This window comes from Acidiphilium iwatense (assembly GCF_021556475.1).
Taxonomy (GTDB): Bacteria; Pseudomonadota; Alphaproteobacteria; order Acetobacterales; family Acetobacteraceae; genus Acidiphilium; species Acidiphilium iwatense.
Genome location: NZ_JAKGBZ010000009.1, coordinates 84,646 through 103,556, shown reverse-complemented (window position 1 = coordinate 103,556; position 18,911 = coordinate 84,646). Strand labels below are relative to the sequence as shown.

General features: G+C 65.3%; 16 protein-coding genes. 7 read left to right on the top strand and 9 right to left on the bottom strand.

Annotated elements, in window-relative coordinates; all coding sequences use genetic code 11:
• Nucleotides 1-48: 48 nt before the first annotated feature.
• The 6 genes from L2A60_RS06830 to L2A60_RS06805 all read right to left on the bottom strand — a co-directional run bounded on the left by L2A60_RS06830 (nucleotide 49) and on the right by L2A60_RS06805 (nucleotide 7,188).
• Nucleotides 49-1,140: a sugar ABC transporter substrate-binding protein gene (locus L2A60_RS06830; protein WP_235703625.1), complete on the bottom strand. Its 1,092-nt coding sequence runs from the start codon at nucleotides 1,138-1,140 to the stop codon at nucleotides 49-51.
• Nucleotides 1,141-1,284: 144 nt separating this feature from the next.
• The gene (locus L2A60_RS06825; RefSeq protein ID WP_235703624.1) at nucleotides 1,285-2,259 is read right to left on the bottom strand and encodes an ABC transporter permease; all 975 of its coding nucleotides are present in this window, start codon (nucleotides 2,257-2,259) and stop codon (nucleotides 1,285-1,287) included.
• Between the two features lie 2 nt (nucleotides 2,260-2,261).
• Entirely contained in the window at nucleotides 2,262-3,236 is a 975-nt protein-coding gene (locus L2A60_RS06820; protein ID WP_235703642.1) for an ABC transporter permease, read from the bottom strand.
• A 5-nt stretch (nucleotides 3,237-3,241) separates the two neighbouring features.
• The gene (locus tag L2A60_RS06815) at nucleotides 3,242-4,753 is read right to left on the bottom strand and encodes a sugar ABC transporter ATP-binding protein (protein ID WP_235703623.1); all 1,512 of its coding nucleotides are present in this window, start codon (nucleotides 4,751-4,753) and stop codon (nucleotides 3,242-3,244) included.
• A 12-nt stretch (nucleotides 4,754-4,765) separates the two neighbouring features.
• Nucleotides 4,766-5,800: an ABC transporter substrate-binding protein gene (locus L2A60_RS06810; protein WP_235703622.1), complete on the bottom strand. Its 1,035-nt coding sequence runs from the start codon at nucleotides 5,798-5,800 to the stop codon at nucleotides 4,766-4,768.
• Nucleotides 5,801-6,150: 350 nt separating this feature from the next.
• Nucleotides 6,151-7,188 carry an ABC transporter substrate-binding protein gene (locus L2A60_RS06805; RefSeq protein ID WP_235703621.1) on the bottom strand — a complete coding sequence of 346 codons (1,038 nt, stop codon included), beginning with the start codon at nucleotides 7,186-7,188 and terminating at the stop codon, nucleotides 6,151-6,153.
• 254 nt (nucleotides 7,189-7,442) lie between these two features.
• Here L2A60_RS06805 and L2A60_RS06800 point away from each other — a divergent pair, with 254 nt between their 5' ends.
• From L2A60_RS06800 to L2A60_RS06790, 3 genes are read left to right on the top strand one after another with little or no spacing between them, the layout of a single operon-like run.
• Complete coding sequence (locus tag L2A60_RS06800; RefSeq protein ID WP_235703620.1) at nucleotides 7,443-9,239, top strand: pilus assembly protein TadG-related protein; 1,797 nt, start codon at nucleotides 7,443-7,445, stop codon at nucleotides 9,237-9,239.
• Nucleotides 9,240-9,283: 44 nt separating this feature from the next.
• Nucleotides 9,284-9,799 carry a TadE/TadG family type IV pilus assembly protein gene (locus L2A60_RS06795; RefSeq protein WP_235703619.1) on the top strand — a complete coding sequence of 172 codons (516 nt, stop codon included), beginning with the start codon at nucleotides 9,284-9,286 and terminating at the stop codon, nucleotides 9,797-9,799.
• Nucleotides 9,796-10,260, top strand: coding sequence for a hypothetical protein (locus tag L2A60_RS06790; protein WP_235703618.1), 465 nt, complete (start codon nucleotides 9,796-9,798; stop codon nucleotides 10,258-10,260). The genes L2A60_RS06795 and L2A60_RS06790 overlap by 4 nt, the downstream gene beginning before the upstream one ends.
• Here the strand turns inward: L2A60_RS06790 and L2A60_RS06785 are convergent.
• Both L2A60_RS06785 and L2A60_RS06780 read right to left on the bottom strand, forming a co-directional pair.
• Nucleotides 10,164-11,261 (bottom strand): hypothetical protein, encoded by a 1,098-nt coding sequence (locus L2A60_RS06785; RefSeq protein WP_235703617.1) that lies wholly within the window; start codon nucleotides 11,259-11,261, stop codon nucleotides 10,164-10,166. The two genes, L2A60_RS06790 and L2A60_RS06785, sit on opposite strands and share 97 nt — an antisense overlap.
• A complete protein-coding gene (locus L2A60_RS06780) occupies nucleotides 11,261-12,718 on the bottom strand; it encodes an MBOAT family O-acyltransferase (protein ID WP_235703616.1) in 1,458 nt (485 codons plus the stop codon). Before L2A60_RS06780 ends, L2A60_RS06785 begins: the two co-directional genes overlap by 1 nt.
• 114 nt (nucleotides 12,719-12,832) lie before the next feature.
• On the opposite strand from L2A60_RS06780, the gene L2A60_RS06775 reads away from it, so the two are divergent.
• On the top strand, nucleotides 12,833-13,978 hold the full coding sequence (locus tag L2A60_RS06775) for an ATP phosphoribosyltransferase regulatory subunit (RefSeq protein WP_235703615.1): 1,146 nt from the start codon (nucleotides 12,833-12,835) through the stop codon (nucleotides 13,976-13,978).
• A 3-nt stretch (nucleotides 13,979-13,981) separates the two neighbouring features.
• Nucleotides 13,982-15,271 carry an adenylosuccinate synthase gene (locus L2A60_RS06770; protein WP_235703614.1) on the top strand — a complete coding sequence of 430 codons (1,290 nt, stop codon included), beginning with the start codon at nucleotides 13,982-13,984 and terminating at the stop codon, nucleotides 15,269-15,271.
• On the opposite strand, the gene L2A60_RS06765 is transcribed toward L2A60_RS06770, so the two are convergent.
• A complete protein-coding gene (locus tag L2A60_RS06765) occupies nucleotides 15,268-15,681 on the bottom strand; it encodes a MerR family transcriptional regulator (RefSeq protein WP_235703613.1) in 414 nt (137 codons plus the stop codon). The two genes, L2A60_RS06770 and L2A60_RS06765, sit on opposite strands and share 4 nt — an antisense overlap.
• Nucleotides 15,682-15,744: 63 nt before the next feature.
• On the opposite strand from L2A60_RS06765, the gene L2A60_RS06760 reads away from it, so the two are divergent.
• Together L2A60_RS06760 and L2A60_RS06755 are read left to right on the top strand one after the other, a co-directional pair.
• A complete protein-coding gene (locus L2A60_RS06760; protein WP_235703612.1) occupies nucleotides 15,745-16,395 on the top strand; it encodes a cation transporter in 651 nt (216 codons plus the stop codon).
• A gap of 143 nt (nucleotides 16,396-16,538) precedes the next feature.
• Nucleotides 16,539-18,905 carry a TonB-dependent receptor gene (locus tag L2A60_RS06755; RefSeq protein ID WP_235703611.1) on the top strand — a complete coding sequence of 789 codons (2,367 nt, stop codon included), beginning with the start codon at nucleotides 16,539-16,541 and terminating at the stop codon, nucleotides 18,903-18,905.
• The last annotated feature ends 6 nt before the right edge of the window (nucleotides 18,906-18,911 follow it).

Below are 18,911 nucleotides of genomic sequence, written 5' to 3'. Positions count from 1 at the left end.
GGTAAGAGATGGCGCCGCCGGAACTGACCGACAGCGCCACGGCGGGCATCAACCGGCGATCGGGCCGGTGCGCGGCACGATCTGCGCCTTCGAGGCATTGCCCTCGTAGCGCGTCTTGGTCGTCAGATACGGCTTCACCGAGGATTTGGTGATGAATTTCAGCCCGGTATTGATATCCGCCGGCCCTACCAGGCCACCGGAAACCTTGTACATGAACATCTCCATCACCGTATAGAACCCCTGCAGATAGGGCTGCTGATCGATGGTGAAATCGAGGAATCCGGCATTGATCAGATCGAGGGTTTTCGGCAGCAGATCGAACCCGCCGGCGTGAACGCCCTTCTTCGACAATCCGAACTGGCGCATCACCTCGCCGACGCCCTGGGTGCTTCCGGCATCCACCGCGAACATCCCCTTGATCTTCTGATGGCCCAGATAGAAAGCCTTGATCTTGGTCAACTCCTCGTTCACCGTCGGGCCGGTGGCGATTTCGTGATACTTGATGGTCTTGCCGAGCTTCTTGATCGCCGCCGCCGCACCGTCGATGCGCGGCTGGATGTTGAGCTGCCCCGGTGTCGCGATGAACAGGGCAACCTCACCCGATCCCACCAGCTTCACGATCCTGGCACCCATCTGATAGCCGGATTTGAACAGATCCTGGCCGATATAGGCGAGGCGCTTGTTGTCGGAATTGGCTGGCGCATCGGCGTTGTAGGCAAACACCGGAATCCCGGCATTCAGCGCCTTCGCGGTCGGCGCGTTGAACGCGGTGGGATCGACGATCGGCACCGCGATTGCATCGGCCTTGCCGGCCACCGCCGTATTCATCGCATCGACCATGTGCGCGACGTTGGAGGTCTGCGATCCGGTCCATTGATACGTGCAGCCGAGCAACTCGCAGGCGTCGTGAATGCCGTATTGGGTCGGCACGAAGAACGGATTGGTGGTCACATGGTTGACGAACACGAATTTCCAGCGCGGATGCGCGGGAAACGGCATCTTGCCAGCCGCCTCGGCGGTTTTCGCGCCCGCCGCCAGAAGTGCCGCGGCCCCGGCCAGCGACACGCCATGCATCATCGCGCGGCGCGGCAGGCGTCCGGCCACGGTTTCCGCGATCTTCTCCTCAATTTTATCGGTCATGATTGTCTCCCCTTCAGGTGCTTTGACTTGGACGAAGACGGCCCGGAATTCGACTAACAGGGGCCGAAATGCTCGACGGATTCGACCATAAGCGAGCCCAGGCTGTCTGGCAATATATAGAAAACAGTTCCATATCACGAAACATCAAGCACGCCGTCGAGTCAGCACGGTCTGCACAAGCACCGCGAGCAGCAGAAAAACCCCACTCGCGAGATTCTGATAATAGGAGCTGAGATTACCGATCTGGTCGATCACGTTCTGAATCAGCCCGAGCAGCAGCACGCCCGACAGCGCACCCGCCATGGTGCCCACCCCGCCGGTCAGCAGCACCCCGCCGATCACCGCGGCGGCGATCGATTTCAGCTCCTCGCCCTGTCCGGCGGTCGCCAGCCCGGACGACAGATGCGCCCCGAGCAGCGCGCCCGCGAGGCCCGCAAGCGTGCCCGACAGCATATAGGTGATCACCTTCACCCTGATCACCGGCACGCCCAGCATTCTCGCCGCTTCCTCGTTGCCGCCGATCGCGAAAACCGCGACCCCGAAGCGGGTCCGGTTGAGCACGAGGGCGGCCAGCGCGAAGCCGATCAGCAGAATCCAGATCAGATTGTTTATTCCCAGAATCTGCCCGTTAGCGATCAGCCCGAAAATGCCCGGCTGCGCGATCACCATGCTGTTCCTGGCCAGAACCAGCGCCAGGCCCCGCACGCCCAGCAAAGCCGCGAGAGTCACGATGAACGGCGCCATCCCGGCGCGCGCGATCAGCAGTCCGTCGATCAGTCCGATCCCGCACCCCGCCAGCGCCGGTACCAGCAGCGCGGGCAGCCATCCGTAGGGTACGCTATAGGCCGCGAGAACCGAGCCGAGTCCGATCAGCGATCCTACCGACAGATCGAAGCCGCCGAGAATGATCACGAAGGTCTGACCGATCGCGACCAGCCCGAGAAAACTCGCCGCCGTGCCGATATTCTCGAAATTATTCGCGGTCGCGAAATAGGGAAACCGCAGGCTCGCGATAATCGCCGCAAGCGCCAGCACCCCGATCGCGCCGCGCGACTGGATCAGCGCGATCATCCTTGCACGCCGTTCCGCGCTTGGCGCCGCAAGAACCGCCGCGGACACGCTCAGCCTCCCGCCCGTTGCAGATACAGCGCGGCCACGATGAACAGCGCCTTCAGAATCTGTGCGTAGCTGAAATTGATGTCGTTCATGATGAAGCTCGCCCCCAGCACCTGGAGCAGAAGCACGCCGGCCACCCCACCCAGGATCGACACTCGCCCGCCCGATAGCGGCGTGCCGCCGATCACCGAAGCCGCGATCGCGTCGAGTTCGTAGTTCACGCCAATATAATTCGGATCGGAAGCACCGAGCCGAGCCGCGGCGAACACCCCGGCAAGCCCGGCGAGCAGGCCACTCGCCGCATAGACCAGCAGCAGCGTGCGCCGCACCTTGATCCCGGCGAGGATCGCCGCCGCCTTGTTGGCGCCGATGAACAGCAGAGATCGCCCGAAAACCGTCGTGCGGACCATCACCGCGACCAGCCCCGCCACGATCACGGCGATGATCGCGACGATCGGAATCACCGACACCGCGCCGATCCCGAGCACGTCAAACAGTCCGCCTTCCGGCAAGCTCACGCGCGAGCCGTCGAGGAGCGCCTCGGCCGTGCCGCGCGCGGCGACCAGCAGCGCCAGGCTGGAGATCAGCGGATTGATGTCGAGTGCCGCGACCAGACCTCCATTGATCAGCCCCACCGCAAGCCCGGCGCCAACCCCTGCCGCGACCGCGAGCCACGCCCCGCCCGCCAGCGCCAGCGCCATCACCGCGGCCGCCAGGCCCATCGCCGAACCCACCGACAGATCGATCCCCCGTGTCCCGATGGTCAGACTCTGCCCCAACGTGACCAGAATCACCGGCGCCGCCGCGAACAGCAAATTGCGAATCACGAAAACATTGCGAAACCCTGGGGTGAACAGCAGATCGATCACGATCAGTACCGCAAACGCGGCGTACACGCTGTGCGCCCGGGCGAGCGCCAGCGGCGAATCGTGTCCCGCCCGTTCGGCCAGAGCCGCCAGCCTGCCGCGCGACGCCGCCATCGCACTCACGCCGGCGCGTCCTCATGCGGGGCCGCGAGCATGTCGAGCACGTCCTGCACTGCGGCACCCTCGGTTCTCAGCGCGCCGCTCACCGCACCCTCGTTCAGCACCACCAGCCGGTCGGCAAGCGCCATCAACTCCTCCATTTCCGACGATGTCACCAGCACTCCCAGCCCGTCCTCGACCAGAAGATGGATCGCCTCGTGAACCTCCGCCTTGGCGCCGACATCGATGCCGCGCGTCGGATCGTCCAGCATGATCGCGCGCGGCGCGGTCGCAAGGCAGCGCGCCAGCAGAACCTTCTGCTGATTGCCGCCCGAGAGCGAGGTGATCGGCGCGCCCGGGCCGGCCGCCTTGATCCCGAGCGCACGGGTGAACCGTGCGACCATCGCGTCCTGCTTTTTACGCGAGATGAAGCCGAACCGCGCCAGCGCCGGCAGCGCCGTCGCCGCCAGGTTCTCGGCGACCGACAATTTCGGGAAAATCCCCTCGGCGCGCCGGTCCTCCGAGAGAAACGCCAACCCCGCCGCGATCGAGCGCCCCGGCGTGGGGGACGCAACCGGCCCGCCCGCGATCCGCACCTCGCCCGCCTCCTTGGTCTCCGCGCCGAAACTCGCCTTCATCGTCTCGGTCCGCCCCGCGCCGAGCAGCCCGGCCAGCCCGACCACCTCGCCCGGCCGCACCGCGAACGACACATCGCGCACGCGGGTGCGCCAGCGCAGCCCCCGCGTTTCCAGCGCCGGCGTCGCCTCGCGCGGCACGCGCGCTGGCCGCACCCGATGGATGCTCTCGGCGCTGCGTCCCAGCATCGCCCCGATCAGCGCCGCGCGCGGCAGCTCCGCCGTCGCGGCACTCGCCACAACGCTGCCATCGCGCAGCACAGTCAGCCGATCGCACAGCCGATAACACTCCGATAGCCGATGACTGACGAACAGGATCGCGATCCCGTCCGCCTTCAGCCGGTCGACCGCGCGAAACAGCGTCTCCACCTCCGCTCCGGTCAGCGCCGAGCTCGGCTCGTCGAGAATGACCACCCGCGCGCCGAGGCGCACCCCGCGCGCGATCGACACCATCTGCTGCAGCCCAAGCCCCAGCGCGCCCAGTCGCGCGCGGGGATCGATTTTCAAATCATAACGCCGCAGCAACTCATCCGCCTCGGCGTCCATCCTCTTGCGGTCGATCAGCACGCCGAACCGTTTAGGTTCGTGGCCGAGAAACACGTTCTCCGCCACGCTCCGTTCGGGGATCAGGTTGATCTCCTGATACACCGCGCTGACGCCGAGCCTCTGCGAGGCACGCGGGCTGTCGAAATGCACCGGCTCGCCGCCGAGCAGAATCGCTCCGCCATCCGGCTGGTAGAACCCGGTCAGGATCTTGATCAGCGTCGATTTGCCCGCGCCGTTCTCACCGACAAGCCCATGCACCTCACCCGCGTTCAGCGCGAAGGAAACGCTCCGCAGCGCCTGCACCGCGCCGAACCGCTTCGACACATCGCGGGTTTCCAGAATCGGCGCCATTCCGCGCGCGCCTCAGTAGGGCACGCCGCTGTTCAGTGCCGCCTTGGCATTCGCCTTGGTATAGAGATGATCCTTGATCACGATGTGCTGCGGCACGGGCTTGCCGTCCAGCCAGTTCTGGATCTCGTGCAGCGCGATCGGTCCGAAGCGCGGATTGGTCTCGTCATCGGCGTAGATCCAGCCATCGGCGATATCCTGCACGCCCTGTTTGGTGCCATCGATGGTGACGATCTTCACCTGCCTCGGCTTCTTGCCCGCATCGCGCAAGGCAGTGATCGCGCCATAGGCCATGGTGTCGCTCTGGGTATAGACCGCGTTCACGTTCGGATGGGCCAGCAGAATTTCGCTCATCACCTTCTGCGCGTCGGTGGTCGACCAGTTGCCGGTCTGCGCGGCAACGATCTTCATCCCCGGATGTTTCTTGATCACCGCGGCGAACCCGTTGGTGCGCGCGGTTTCGACCGAGTTGCCGTAAGCGCCCTGGATTTCCGCGATCACCGCATGGCCATGGGTCGCGCGAGCAAGCTGCTCGCCGGAAATCTCGCCCTGCTTGTAGAAATTCGAGCCCATGAAACTCAGATAATCGGTGCAGTTCGTGCCGGCGGTGTGCCGGTCGATGGTGATGATCGGAATATGCTTCGCCGCCGCCTGGGCAAAGGCCGGCTGCAGCCCGGTCGCGTTCAAGGGTGCGATCACCAGCGCCTGCGCGCCCTGGTTGATCATGCTCTCGACATCGGCGACCTGCTTCGCTTCGTTGCTGTGCGCGTTGGTATAGATGTAGCGCCTGGCATGAAACGATGCCGCCGCGTCCTTCAGCGACTTGGTTTCTTCCGCGCGGAACGGATTTTCATTGCCCTGCGACTGCGAGAATCCGACCACAAGGGCCGAAAGCTTCGCATGGTCCGGGTGCGGATTGACGCATACCGCCTTCGATGTCGAGCGGATCATCTGCGCCGCATGATCCGGCGCCGCCTGTGCGGTCGCCACGCCCAAAAGAGCCAACGCACCGAATGCCGTGGACGCAAGCAGGGTTTTCGTTTTGGACATATAGTTTCCTCCGTTTGTTCAGCCATCGTCAGATCGAAATTGGTCGGGATGTATCGGGAGTCTCTTCAGCCGCATCGGCCGCCGCGCGATGCCGGCAGCCCGCATCCGACTTTTTGTTCCGTTATTCGGAACTATGTTCTGATTTGACGATAGCATGGCCGGAAATCCTGTCAATCCACGACTTTCAGTGCGGTTCCGGCCGGAACCCATGAAACCGGATTCCGGCCGCCGTCAGAGCAATATGGCTTAAGCGGAATTCGCGAAGCGATCCGCAAAGCCATGAAATTGCTCGCCCAAACAAAGGCTGGAGCGTGATCGACTGAAAGTCGCCACGCTCCAGGGCGCTCGGGTCAGAACGGCACGTTCGCCTTCAGCGCCGAAGCCGCGTTCGCCTTGGTATAGAGATGATCTTTCAGAACCACGTGCTGCGGCACCTTCTTGCCGTCGAACCAGTTGCCGATCTCGTGCCAGGCCAGCGGCCCGAAGCGCGGGTTGGTCTCGTCATCGGCATAGATCCAGCCATCGACGATGTCCTGTACGCCCTGCTTGGTGCCATCGATCGTGACAATCTTCACCTGCCCCGGCTTCTTGCCGGCGTCGCGCAACGCGGTGATCGCGCCGAACGCCATGGTATCGCTCTGGGTATACACAGCGTTGACGTTCGGATGCGCAAGCAGGATCTGGCTCATCACCTTCTCGCCGTCGGTAGTGAACCAGTTGCCGGTCTGCTCGGCGACGATCTTCATTCCCGGATATTGCTTCAGCGCCTCGGCAAATCCCTTGGTCCGCGCCGCCTCCACCGAATTGCCGTAGGCGCCCTGGATTTCGGCGACGATCGCATGGCCGTGCGTGGCCTTCGCCAGTTCCCGGCCCGAAATCTCGCCCTGCTTGACGTAGAAGTTCGAGCCCATGAAGCTCAGATAATCCGTGCACATCGTTCCCGCCGTATGGCGGTCCAGTGTGATGATCGGAATATGCTTCGCCGCCGCCTGGGCAAAAGCCGGCTGCAAGCCGGTCGCGTTCAGCGGCGCGATCACCAGCGCCTGCGCGCCCTGGTTGATCATGTTCTCGACATCGGCGACCTGCCGCGCCTCATTGCTGTGCGCGTTGGTGTAGATCAGCCGCTTCACGTGCAGGGAAGCGGCGGCATCCTTCACCGATTTCGTCTCCGCCGCGCGGAACGGGTTCGCATTCGATTCCGACTGCGAGAACCCGACCACGAGATGCGCGAAATCGACATGAACCGGATGTGGATCGACACACACCGATTTCGACTGAAACTGCGTCATCGTCGCGGCATGGACCGGCGCCGCCCGCGCGTTCACCGCCGCGAGCAACGCCACCGCGCTCACGCCGCCAGCGACAAGCCAGGATTTCGATCTGGACATTTCTTCTCCCTTGTATTCATTGCGCGACAGGCGCCGCGGACAGAATTTTCATATCCGCTCTGCCTGTTTTTTATCAATTACAGACAACAAATATCGCTTGTCAACCGGAATTCGTGGAACAATCCGCGGCCCGGTGCGCATACCGTTCGTTAACCATCCCCTGCCATAATGCCCCGACGCGACGCATGGATTGACCATGCGCCGTCCCGCCCGGCCACGGGACCAGTCATGGCGTCCTTGGGAGAGTTCGTTGGGTGAAACAGGCAATTTTGCGCTTCGCGTCCAGCCTGCGCGATCGCCGCGCGGCGGTCGCCGTCATCGTGGCACTTACCGCACCCGTAATCGTGGGCTTCTCTGCCCTCGCCGTCGATGTCACCTATTGGTACGGCACGCACGAAGCACTGCAAACCGCCGCCGATGCGGGGGCGCTGGCCGCCGCCCGGCTCGGCACCATCAATCAGGCCGCGTTGCAGGCGGTTGCCGCCAACGCCGCCAACGCCGCCACTGGCGATCAGTTCAAGTTTACGCCCGGCTCGGCTTCCTTCATCGTCGCGCCCAGCACGTCGCCGAACGGAGTGAATGTCGCGGTCACCGCTGCGGCGCCAGGTGATAAGTTCCTGTCATCGGTCGTCTACTCCGGCACACCCATCCTCCAGGCGTCGGCCGTCGCCGCACTCCAGGGCAACTACACGCCGCCGCCGTCGGCAACCTGTTTCAGCTCCAGCAGCTACACCTATGTCACGCCGAACGGCGACGGCGTCGGCTTCACCCATGTCGCCGGCGTCGATCCGGTCGATTGCGGCAACACGTCGCTGATCCAGCCGCTCACCGGCTTTGCCCAGGGCCAGTCCGGCACGGTGCAGGATCTGCCGATCCGCCTGAACGACAATGGCGGAGTTCTGCCCGCGCCGGGCCTCACGACCAACCGGCCTTCCTACGTCCCCGGCTGCAGCGCCTCCTATGATCCGAGCAACCCGACGGCCAGCGCAAGCGCGCCGAGTTCAGTCGTCGCGAACGGGGTGCAAACCTTTTTCGGCCCGGCAACCCTGGTCCAATCGGCCGGCGGCGGCTGGGGTGGCTGGAGCGGTGGCGACGGCGGCTACCAGCAATCCGCGGTTTACAGCTTCGCACCCATCGTGGTCGGCCCCGGCAGCTCTTTCTGCGATGCCGCCAATCTCTGCACCATCCCGGCGGGTGCCTATTGTGGCGGGCTGCAGATCGATCCCGGCGTCACGCTCGATTTCGTCGCCAATCAGGGCACCGACCAGTTCCAGATTCTCGACGGCAATCTGCTGATGTCCACATCCGACGCCTTCGGCCCTTCGAACGATCCGAACGCCGCGTTCTTTTTCGGCGGCAGCCAGATCGGCAACCTCATCCTCGATACCCAGACCACGATCTATTCCGGCGGATTGCAGAACGGCGTCCTGGTGTTCACCAGCAGCATGACGTCGGATTCGACCGATGGCCGGGGCACCAGCATCGTCGATCAGCTCTGCCCGCTCGGCGTGCTGCCGGTCGGTGTCGCATCGAGCGGGGCGCCGATCTGCCCGACCGAGATCACCTCCACGTCGAACGGCGTGACGACCACCACGCTCGACACCGGCAACACCGTCGACGGACCAACCACCTCACCCTACACCGTCCCGACGAACAGCGCCTATTCCACCACCGATACCTACACGACCACGGTTGATTTCGTGAACGGCCAGGCCGTGAGCTGGCAGGAAGGCGAAACCACTACCAACACGAATCTCGACCTGCCCACCTACGGCGGCAATCTCGGCCCGAACGCAAGCTCCGCGCCAATCACCGCGGCGCTCGCTTCCTGCACGGGGTCGAGCAGCTCGCTGTTCAATTCGAGTTCGTCCGGCACAAATCCAAATCTCGGCCTCAGCTACGCCTCCGGCGGCGGCGCGGTCGGCACCATCGCGCTGAACAATGCGGTCTCGGTCTGCGGCAAGGGAATGCCGCTGATCGCCAACCCGACCGGTTCCGAACTTGTCGCCGCATCGGCGACGGGAACCAGCACGGTGTTTCTCTCGCAATGAACTCACGCCCCGTCATCGCGAGATGCGAAGCATCGGCGCCATCCATGCGCGGGCGCTCGCATGGATGGCGACTCCTCGCCGACCGGCGCGGCGTCGCCGCCGTCGAATTCGCGATCGGCGGCCTCGTCCTGTTCGGCCTGATGTTCGGCATCGTCAATCTCGGCGATCTCGCCTGGACCTACGATTCGCTGCACGAAGGCGCCGTCGCCGCCGCGCGCTATGCCAGCGTCACCACCAGCAACAATCTCGGCACGATTTCGGCAAGCAGCATCTCCTCCGGCGTCTGCGCCGAGACATCCAAAATCCAGTCCCGGTTCGCCGCGCGCATCACCCCGCCGATCGCCGCATCCTCTGCGCCGCCGCTCGCCGTCATTTGGGGTGGCTCGCTCACCCTCTGCAATGCCGGCACCGGCAATGTCGCCATCGCCACCCTGCCCGGCGGCTGGGTCGATGTCAGCGCGACCTATGTGTGGCAGCCGCTCGCCATGTCCGGAGTCTTCGGCGGCGTCACCATCAGGACCGGCGATATCGAGCCGGTGCTGAACGCGCCTCTGTCATGAAATCCCGCGTCGGCGACAAACGCGGCAGCGTCAGCGTCGAAGTCGCCCTGGTCAGCGCGTTCTTTCTCATCCCGCTCACCCTCGGCGCGTGGGATGGGCTGTTCGCCCTCGCCGCGCGCTACCAGACCGATGCCGCGCTGCACACGCTGTACTACTTCGCCTGGAGCAACCCGAACGACGCGACCAATATCCAGGATCTGCAAACCCTGCTCGGCGCGATCAACCGGACCGCCATCGCCCCCATCGGCATGGCCGCGACCTACCCGCAAACCCCGCCCCAGGAATGCCTGCAACCCGACGGATCGAGCACGCCTTCCGCCAGCAACGGAACCTGCCCGACCGGCACGCCGGAAACCATGGTCACCTACCGGCTCACCACGTCGGTCGATCTGCCTTTTGCCGTCCCAGGCTTCGCCAATCCCACCGCAATCACGACAGGCGGCACCGTCCGCATCCAATGACTCGCGGTAAAGGACGGGCACGTCGCCGCCAGCCTTCGCAGCGTCACCGACGGCGCAACAACGCGCCGCCGCAGCATCGCCGCCAATGCGCGTGCCACCAGCATCGAATGCCAATACTGACAAGGCTGCGCCAGATGATCCTCGCTGTCGTAAAAATCGGCGCGCGGATACCGGCTCCGATTCGCCAGTTCAATGAAACGCCCGCCATTCTTTGCATACGCCGCCCGGATCGCCGCGATATCCGCGCGCGGTAGCCGCACCGTATCGAAATCGCTTGGCAACCCGCCGATCACCACAACCCCGCGCCTGGTCTCCTCGCGAACGAAGCGCGCGATCAGCCGCGTGCCATAACCATGGGTTATCGCCAGCGCCTTCGGTTCGGTCCGATGCAGCGTCAGCAGAAACGCGGTGTCGGCGGTCGCCAGGGTGGTGCCGATCCGGTCGCCTTGCCGGTCATATTGCGTGGCCAGCATCGCGCGCGGATGGCCGAACCCGGCCGCATGGGCCGCCATTTCGGCGATCGCCTCCAGCCCATCCGGCATGGTGTTGAAAAACGCGCCGCCCAACGCCCGGTCAATCCCCAGCCGCCACAGCAGCGCCCGGTCGTGGCGGAACAGGATCGCCCCATCCACATCCATCCGGTTCTGCGCGCGCGTCACCCCGTATTGCTGCACCTCCATCGGCAGATACACGACATCGCCGGGCCGCAGCAGCCTCGCCCAGCGCGCGAACAGATCGTCGAGCCCGACCCCCACCGCGATTCCGGCATTCTCGCACGGCATCCGCAGCATCGTGCCGATCACCCGGCACGAATGGGAAAACGGCCCGTTCGATCCCGCCAGGATCACCAGTTTCGGCGATGCCAGACGCGCGCCGCGCGCCAGCTTCTGGCGCATCTCCAGCCGCAGCAGCCCGAGCGACAGCGGCCGGTCCAGCACCAGCCCGAACGCCGCGAAATACAACCCCAGCGACGCTAACCCGCACAGGATCAACCGCCGCATCAGAACTGGAAATAAATGAACGGCCGCGCGAACGGCGCAAAAAACAGCGCCTGCACGGTGAAGGCGAACCCAGCCACCAGCGCCGCGTTTCTGCCCCGCACCCGCAGGCTATGAATATCGGGCGCCAGCAGAATGATCCCCCAGGCCAGCACCAGCAAAGCCGAGCCCTGCACCACGCTCATGGTCCGCGCGGCGCCCAGCCAGGGCAGCACCGCGACCGGCCGCGCCACCAGCCGCAAAACCGGCATCGCCCTGACGATCATCGCCGGCAACAACACCCCGCCCAACCCGGCCAGCCCGCGCAGCATGATCCAGCACGCCCGCATCGTTCCGGCCCGGAACGGAACCCAGGCGATCAGCACCGCGAACAGCGTAATCGCCTGCACCACCGCACCCGACAGACGCCACCCGGTGCGCCGCCATTGGTGATGCACGACCAGATAAACCCCGTGCAGTCCGCCCCACAGCATGAAACTCCACGCCGCCCCGTGCCACAGCCCGCCGAGCAGCATGGTGATCATCAGATTGGCATTGCGGCGCGCCTCGCCGCGCCGGTTGCCGCCGAGCGGGATATATAAATAGTCGCGCAGAAACACCGACAACGTGATGTTCCAGCGTCGCCAGAAATCGCTGATGTCGCGCGCCTGATAGGGGCTGCGGAAATTCAGCGGAAACCCGATCCCCACCATCCGCGCCAACCCGATCGCCATGTCCGAATAGCCGGAAAAGTCGAAATAGATTTGTGCTCCGTAGGCCAATAATGCCACCCATGCCTCGACGAGCGACAATTGATGCCCCGCACCCGCCGCCCGGAAACCCGGATCGGCGAATTTCGCGAGGCTATCGGCCAGCACCAGCTTCTTGGCCAACCCGAGCAGAAAAATCTCGATCCCCGCGACCAGATCGGCCTGGCGCACCCGCCCGTCGTGGCGGGCGAATTGCGGGATGATCTCGCGCGGCCGCACGATCGGCCCGGCGATCAGGTGCGCGAAAAACCCCACGAAACACGCATAATCCAGAAACCCGCACGACGGCGCCTCGCCACGATAGCTATCGACCAGAAACATCACCTGTTGGAAGGTGAAAAAACTGATCCCCAGCGGCAGGATGATGCCAAGATCGGGCAGTCTGACGCCCAGAACCGCCGCCCCGGTCGCGGCGAACAGCCCGGCATACTTGAACCACCCGAGCAGGCCGAGATTCGCCGCCAATCCGGACACCAGCCACGCCTTGCGCCGCCGCGCGGTCCGCATAATCTGAACGATCGCATAATTCCCGACGATCGACCCCACCAGCAACGGCAAAAACACCGGCTTCCACCACGCGTAGAAAAACAGGCTCGCCAGCAGCAGAAAGCCCAGCGCCGCCCGCGCGCCGAACCGCCACCCCGCCAGCGCGAAGCCGACCAGAAACGCCGGCAGGAACCCCATGACGAAAACGGAAGAGTTGAACAGCATTGCAGACTACCCGTTAAGGTTGCACAACCTGCCACAACCCGAACCCCGTTGCCAGCCCGAATTGGCCCGCGCCAAAGCCGGTGCTATACGCCCGCGTCCACTGGAAATGCCGGAATGACCGAGGATCTGCCCCACCCCGCTCTGTTGCCCTCAGGCTTCACCGATCTTCTGCCGCCCGACGCCGAATTCGAGGCGCGGCTGACCGAAACCCTCACCGCCAGCTTCGGCGCGCATGGCTACCAGCGGGTCAAGCCACCCCTGGTCGAGTTCGAATCCACCCTGTTCGCCGGCTCAGGTGCTGCGGTCGCCGACCAGACCTATCGCTTCATGGACCCGGAATCCCAGCGCATGATGGGCCTGCGCGCCGACACCACCCCGCAGATCGCGCGCATCGCCACCACAAGGCTTGCCGCGGCGCCGCGCCCGCTTCGCCTCGCCTATGCCGGGCAATGCCTTCTGGTGCGCGGCTCGCAGCGCGCCCCGGAACGCCAGGTCGCTCAGGCCGGCATCGAACTGATCGGCCCCGACCGGCCCGAGGCCGACGCCGAAACCGTCGCCGTCGCCGCTGCCGCCCTCGCCGCCGCCGGCATCGGCGCGATCAGCATCGACCTCACCATGCCGCCGCTGATCCCCGCTTTGCTCGGCGACGCCACCAACCACGCCGCCCTGACGCGCGCGCTCGACCGCAAGGACGCCGCCGGCATCGCCGCCCACGGCGGCACGCTCGCGCCCACGCTCCTGGCTTTGCTGAATGCCGCCGGCACGGCCGATTCGGCCCTCGCCGCGCTGGAAAAAATCGTCCTGCCCAGCGCCATCCGCCCGATGGCCGATCGCCTCGCCGCGACCGTGGCGGCGATCCGCCATCTCGCCCCAACTCTGCGCCTCACCATCGATCCGGTGGAATTCCGCGGCTATCGCTACCACACCGGAATCGCGGTCACGATTTTCGCGCCCGGCCGGCAGGCCGAACTCGGCCGGGGCGGCCGCTACCTGTGCGACAACGGCGAATCCGCCACCGGAATCACCCTCTACCCCGACACGATTCTGCGTTCCGCCCCGCGCCCCGCACTGCGCCCGCGTCTCTATCTCCCCGCTGGAACGCCACCGGACGCCGCCGCCGCCGCACGCGCCGAAGGCTACGCCACCATCGCCGGCCTCACCGAAGCCGACACCGAAGCCGACACCGAAGCCGAAGCGCTCCGCCTCGGCTGCACCCATCTCTGGCGCGGCGACCGCGCCACCCCGATCGAAGGACACTGAACCATGGCGAATGTCACCATCATCGGCGCGCAATGGGGCGACGAGGGCAAGGGCAAGGTGGTCGACTGGCTGGCCTCCCGCGCCGATATCGTGGTGCGCTTCCAGGGCGGCCATAATGCCGGCCATACCCTGGTCGTCGGCAATCAGACCTACAAGCTCTCGCTGCTCCCCTCCGGTCTGGTGCGCGGCAAGCTCGGCATCATCGGCAACGGCGTGGTGATCGACCCCTCGGCACTCCTTCTCGAAATCGAGCGGATGCGCGACCAGGGACTGCACATCACGCCCGAGACGCTGCGCATCGCCGACAACGCGCCGCTGATCCTGCCGGTCCACGCCGCGATCGACCGCGCCCGCGAGGCCGCGCGCGGCGAACGCCGCATCGGCACCACCGGGCGCGGTATCGGTCCCGCCTATGAGGACAAGGTCGCCCGCCGGGCGATCCGCGTCTGCGATCTCGCCGAACCCGAGACGCTCGACTGGCGGCTCGACGAGCTTCTGCTCCACCACAACACCCTGCTCGCCGGACTGGGCGCCGAAACGTTCGAAAAGCAGACGCTCCGCAACGACCTCATCGCCCTCGCGCCGCAAATCCTGCCCTTCGCCGAGCCGGTCTGGGAACGTCTCGCCGAGGCCCGCAAATCCGGTGCCCGCATCCTGTTCGAGGGCGCGCAGGCGGTGATGCTCGATGTCGATCATGGCACCTACCCCTACGTCACCTCGTCCAACACCGTCGCCGGTCAGGCCGCCGCCGGCGCGGGCCTCGGACCGGACGCGGTGGGCCGCGTGCTCGGTATCGCCAAGGCCTATTGCACCAGGGTCGGCTCCGGTCCGTTCCCCACCGAACTCAGCGACGCCACCGGCCGGCTGCTCGGCGAGCGCGGCCATGAATTCGGTACCGTCACCGGCCGCGCCCGCCGCTGCGGCTGGTTCGATGCCGCCCTGGTCCGCCAGGCGGTCAAGGTCGGCGGCATCCAGGGTCTCGCGCTGACCAAGCTCGACGTGCTCGACCAGATGCAGGAACTGAAAATCGGCATCGGCTATCGCATCGACGGAGCAGAATACCGCCATCTGCCGCCGGGCGCTGCCGCCCAGGCGAAAGCCGAACCAATATACGAAACCATCGAAGGCTGGTCCGGCTCGACGCGCGGCGCACGCTCCTACGCCGAGCTTCCGGCCCAGGCGATCAAATACATCCGCCGCATCGAGGAACTGGTCGAATGCCCGGTCACCCTGCTCTCCACCAGCCCGGAGCGCGACGACACCATCCTGATGACCGATCCGTTCGCCGATTAGCTCCGCGAAACCGGCGACAGCGCTTCGACGATCCGGCACGCCGCGATCGTCCCGCCCGCGCAACTGTCGATCATCCGGGACAGCTCCCTCCGCAGCGCCGTCAGATCGGCGATCTTGCGGTCCAGTTCGGCCAGGCGGTCACGCGCGATCGCGGTGATATCCGCGCAATCCCCCTCCTCGTTTTCGGTGCGGTTCAGGAGCGTCCGCACCGCATCGAGGCTGAACCCCAAATCCCGACAGCGGCGGATAAGTCCGAGCCGCGCAACATGCTCGGGGCCGTAGAGCCGGTAATTGCCCGCGCTGCGCGCCGGCGCGGGTAACATGCCGATACCCTCATACCAGCGAATCGTTGCCGGCGTCGTCCCGGCCGCCCGCGCCAGCGCGCCGATGGTGATGCTCTGATCGCTCATCGCTTGACCCTATAGTTGCTGTAAGGTGCATATGGGAGGGATGAACGATCGGTCGAGATAGAAATGACCGGATGCTGCCCCGGCGAGACCGGCCCGGACGCCGATGCCGCGTTCCGTCCCGGCTGGCGGCTGGTGCTCTGGACAGCACTCGCGCTCAATGTCGCGATGTTCGCCATCGAGATCGGCGCCGGCCTCGCCGCCGGCTCGGCATCCCTGCGCGCCGACGCGCTCGATTTTCTCGGCGATGCGGCGAATTACGGCATCAGCCTCGGCGTCGCCGGCATGGCGCTATCCTGGCGGGCGCGCGCTGCCCTCGTGAAGGGCATCACGATGTTCGGCTTCGGTCTCTGGGTGCTGGCCAGCACCGCTTGGCTCGCCACGACCGGCAACATACCCCATGCCGGTATCATGAGCGGAATCGCGATTCTCGCGCTCGCGACCAATGCGGGGGTCGCCGTGATGCTCTCGCGGTTTCGCGGCGGCGACGCGAATATGCGCTCGGTCTGGATCTGCTCGCGTAACGACGCGCTCGGCAATCTCGCGGTGCTGCTCGCCGCATTCGGCGTCTTCGCCACAAGCACTTTCTGGCCGGATTTCGTTGTGGCGCTGGTGATGGGCACGCTCGCGATCGTCGGCGGCGGCCAGGTGATCCGCCAAGCCATCGGAGAGCTGCGGCATCACCGCACGCCGCGCGAATTGGTTTCGCGCGCATGACCGGACGGATGGCCCGGATCCCGCGCCCGGTCACGCAAATGTTGTGCTGGCAAACATGATTTTCACGACATGATCTGGCGTGGAATCTTGAGTTTGCGTCATATGTCGCTCAAAAACATAGGGGAAAATGAGGAAACGCCGCCGTGCGACCTGTCTTCGACCTGACCGCACGCCGCGCCGGCTGGATCGGCCTGATCTTCTGCACCGGCATCGCGCCCGCTTTTGCGCAAACCGTCCCCACGTCCTCGCCCGCGCCGATCATCATTCCCGCGGCCCCCGCCAGCAGCGTCAAGATCAGGAGAATCACCGTCCAGACGTCGCCCTTGACCAATTCGGGCATCGACATCGCCAAGGCAGCCCAGGCGGTGCAGGTGCTCGGCCGGCGCGAGATTTCGCGCAACGGCGCGCCCGACGCGCTGCGCGCGCTCCAGCGCAACGCCACCGGCGTCAATCTCGACAACACCGCAGGCAACCCGTATCAGCCCAGCCTGTTCTATCACGGCTTCGAAATCTCGCCGCTCGAAGGCACGTCGGAGGGTCTCGCGGTCTATGTCGACGGCGTGCGCTTCAACGAACCTTTCGGCGACACGGTCAACTGGGATCTGCTGCCCGAACCCGCGATCCGCACCCTCACCGTGGAGGATGCCAACCCGGTCTTCGGCCTGAACGCGCTCGGCGGCGCCATCGATGTCCAGTTGAAAAACGGTTTCGATTACCACGGCGGCGAGATCGAGGCGCTCGGCGGCTCGTTCGGCCGCGCCGAGCTCGACGCGCAATATGGCGTGCAACGCGGCAACGTCTCGGCCTATGTCGCGGCGAGCGAACGCCACGAGGGCGGCTGGCGCCAGGACCAGTCGTCGGGCATCCAGAATGTCTATGCCAATCTCGGCTGGCGCGGCCCACGCGCCGAGCTGCATATGAGCCTGACCCTCGCCCATTCCGCGCTGAACGGTCCGGGCACCGCGCCGGTGCAGCTCCTCGCCGCCGACCCTTCGGCGCAATACACCGCGCCGAATTTCCAGGGCAACCGATATGCCAAATTCGCGATTTCGCTGAACGACCGGATCGATTCCGCCAACGCGATCCAGGCGGTCGCCTATTACGATTATTTTCTGCAGAAAATCTCCAACGGCAACGCGCCGAACGACCTGCCGTGCTATTCCGGCTCACCCTATCTCTGTTCCGCACCCGGCGTTCTCAGCACCACGCGCGGCGGCGTGCCGATCCCGGCCTTCGCGACCGGGAATTTCTACTCCGAGCTCGACCAGGAAAGCACCAACACCAACGGCTACGGCGCGTCGCTCCAATGGACCAATACCGCGCCGTTATTCTCGCGCCATAACCACCTGGTCGCCGGGTTGAGCTTCGACGGCTCGGCAACCGAGTTCGACGCGGTCGGCCTGATCGGCGGCATCACGCCGCTCACCCGCATTTTCGTCGGCCCCGGCATCGTGATCGACGAACCCGGCACCAATGTCCCGGTCCGCGCCTTTTTCCGCAGCGCCTATTACGGCGTCTACGCCTCCGACACCTTCGATCTCACCCAAAAATTGTCGGTCACCGCCTCGGCGCGGATCAACGCGGCCCAGCTCGCCACCCACGATCAAGGCGGCGGCACGCTCACCGGGCAACATTTTTTCTCGCATCTGAATCCGGCGCTCGGCATCGCCTACCAACTCACGCCGTTAGTGACCGTCTATGGCGGCTATTCCGAGGCGAACCGCAATCCAACCCCGGCGGAACTCTCCTGCGCCGGGCCGCAGAATGCGTGCAGCCTCGCCAATTTCTTCACCAACGACCCCAATCTCAAGCAGGTCACCGCCCGCACCTGGGAGGCCGGGCTGCGCGGCGCCGCACTGATCGGCGGCGGCACGCTGAGCTATCAGGCCGATTACTACCGCACCGTCCTCGCCGACGACATCGCCTTCATCAACGCGCCCACCATCGGCCGCGCCTATTTCAGCAATATCGGCAAGGTTCTGCGCCAGGGCGTCGATCTCGGCCTTGATCTCCATGCCGGACGCTGGCGCGCCTATCTCGACTATTCCTTCACCAGCGCGACCTATCGCAACGGTTTCATCGAATCCGCCGGCGGCAATCCGGCCGCCGATTCCAGCGGCAACATCGCCATCGTCCCCGGCGACCACCTGCCCGGCATTCCGGCCAATCAAATCAAGTTCGGCGCGGATTACCGGATCACCCCGAAATGGAGCGTCGGCGCCTCCGCCGTCGCGGTCACGTCGAGCTATCTGTTCGGCGACGAGGCAAATCTGAACAAGCCGCTGCCCGGCTACGTCGTGACGGATCTGACAACCCGTTACCACATCACCCCGAAACTCGAAGTCTTCGGCACCATCGAGAACGCATTCAACGCGACCTACTACACCTATGGCGGATTCGCCTCGCTCGGCAACGTCTTTGTCGCGCAAGTCCCCAACCTCACCAACCCGCGCGCCTACAGTCCCGCCGCGCCGATCGGCGGCTACGCCGGGATCAAGGTCAAATTCTGACGGAAC

What these genes read in the sequence shown, in the direction of transcription:
- L2A60_RS06830 (WP_235703625.1), bottom strand. Translation starts at nt 1,140, where the DNA reads ATGACCGATAAAATTGAGGAGAAGATCGCGGAAACCGTGGCCGGACGC.
- L2A60_RS06820 (WP_235703642.1), bottom strand. Translation starts at nt 3,236, where the DNA reads ATGGCGGCGTCGCGCGGCAGGCTGGCGGCTCTGGCCGAACGGGCGGGA.
- L2A60_RS06815 (WP_235703623.1), bottom strand. Translation starts at nt 4,753, where the DNA reads ATGGCGCCGATTCTGGAAACCCGCGATGTGTCGAAGCGGTTCGGCGCG.
- L2A60_RS06810 (WP_235703622.1), bottom strand. Translation starts at nt 5,800, where the DNA reads ATGTCCAAAACGAAAACCCTGCTTGCGTCCACGGCATTCGGTGCGTTG.
- L2A60_RS06805 (WP_235703621.1), bottom strand. Translation starts at nt 7,188, where the DNA reads ATGTCCAGATCGAAATCCTGGCTTGTCGCTGGCGGCGTGAGCGCGGTG.
- L2A60_RS06795 (WP_235703619.1), top strand. Translation starts at nt 9,284, where the DNA reads ATGCGCGGGCGCTCGCATGGATGGCGACTCCTCGCCGACCGGCGCGGC.
- L2A60_RS06790 (WP_235703618.1), top strand. Translation starts at nt 9,796, where the DNA reads ATGAAATCCCGCGTCGGCGACAAACGCGGCAGCGTCAGCGTCGAAGTC.
- L2A60_RS06785 (WP_235703617.1), bottom strand. Translation starts at nt 11,261, where the DNA reads ATGCGGCGGTTGATCCTGTGCGGGTTAGCGTCGCTGGGGTTGTATTTC.
- L2A60_RS06780 (WP_235703616.1), bottom strand. Translation starts at nt 12,718, where the DNA reads ATGCTGTTCAACTCTTCCGTTTTCGTCATGGGGTTCCTGCCGGCGTTT.
- L2A60_RS06775 (WP_235703615.1), top strand. Translation starts at nt 12,833, where the DNA reads ATGACCGAGGATCTGCCCCACCCCGCTCTGTTGCCCTCAGGCTTCACC.
- L2A60_RS06770 (WP_235703614.1), top strand. Translation starts at nt 13,982, where the DNA reads ATGGCGAATGTCACCATCATCGGCGCGCAATGGGGCGACGAGGGCAAG.
- L2A60_RS06765 (WP_235703613.1), bottom strand. Translation starts at nt 15,681, where the DNA reads ATGAGCGATCAGAGCATCACCATCGGCGCGCTGGCGCGGGCGGCCGGG.
- L2A60_RS06760 (WP_235703612.1), top strand. Translation starts at nt 15,745, where the DNA reads ATGACCGGATGCTGCCCCGGCGAGACCGGCCCGGACGCCGATGCCGCG.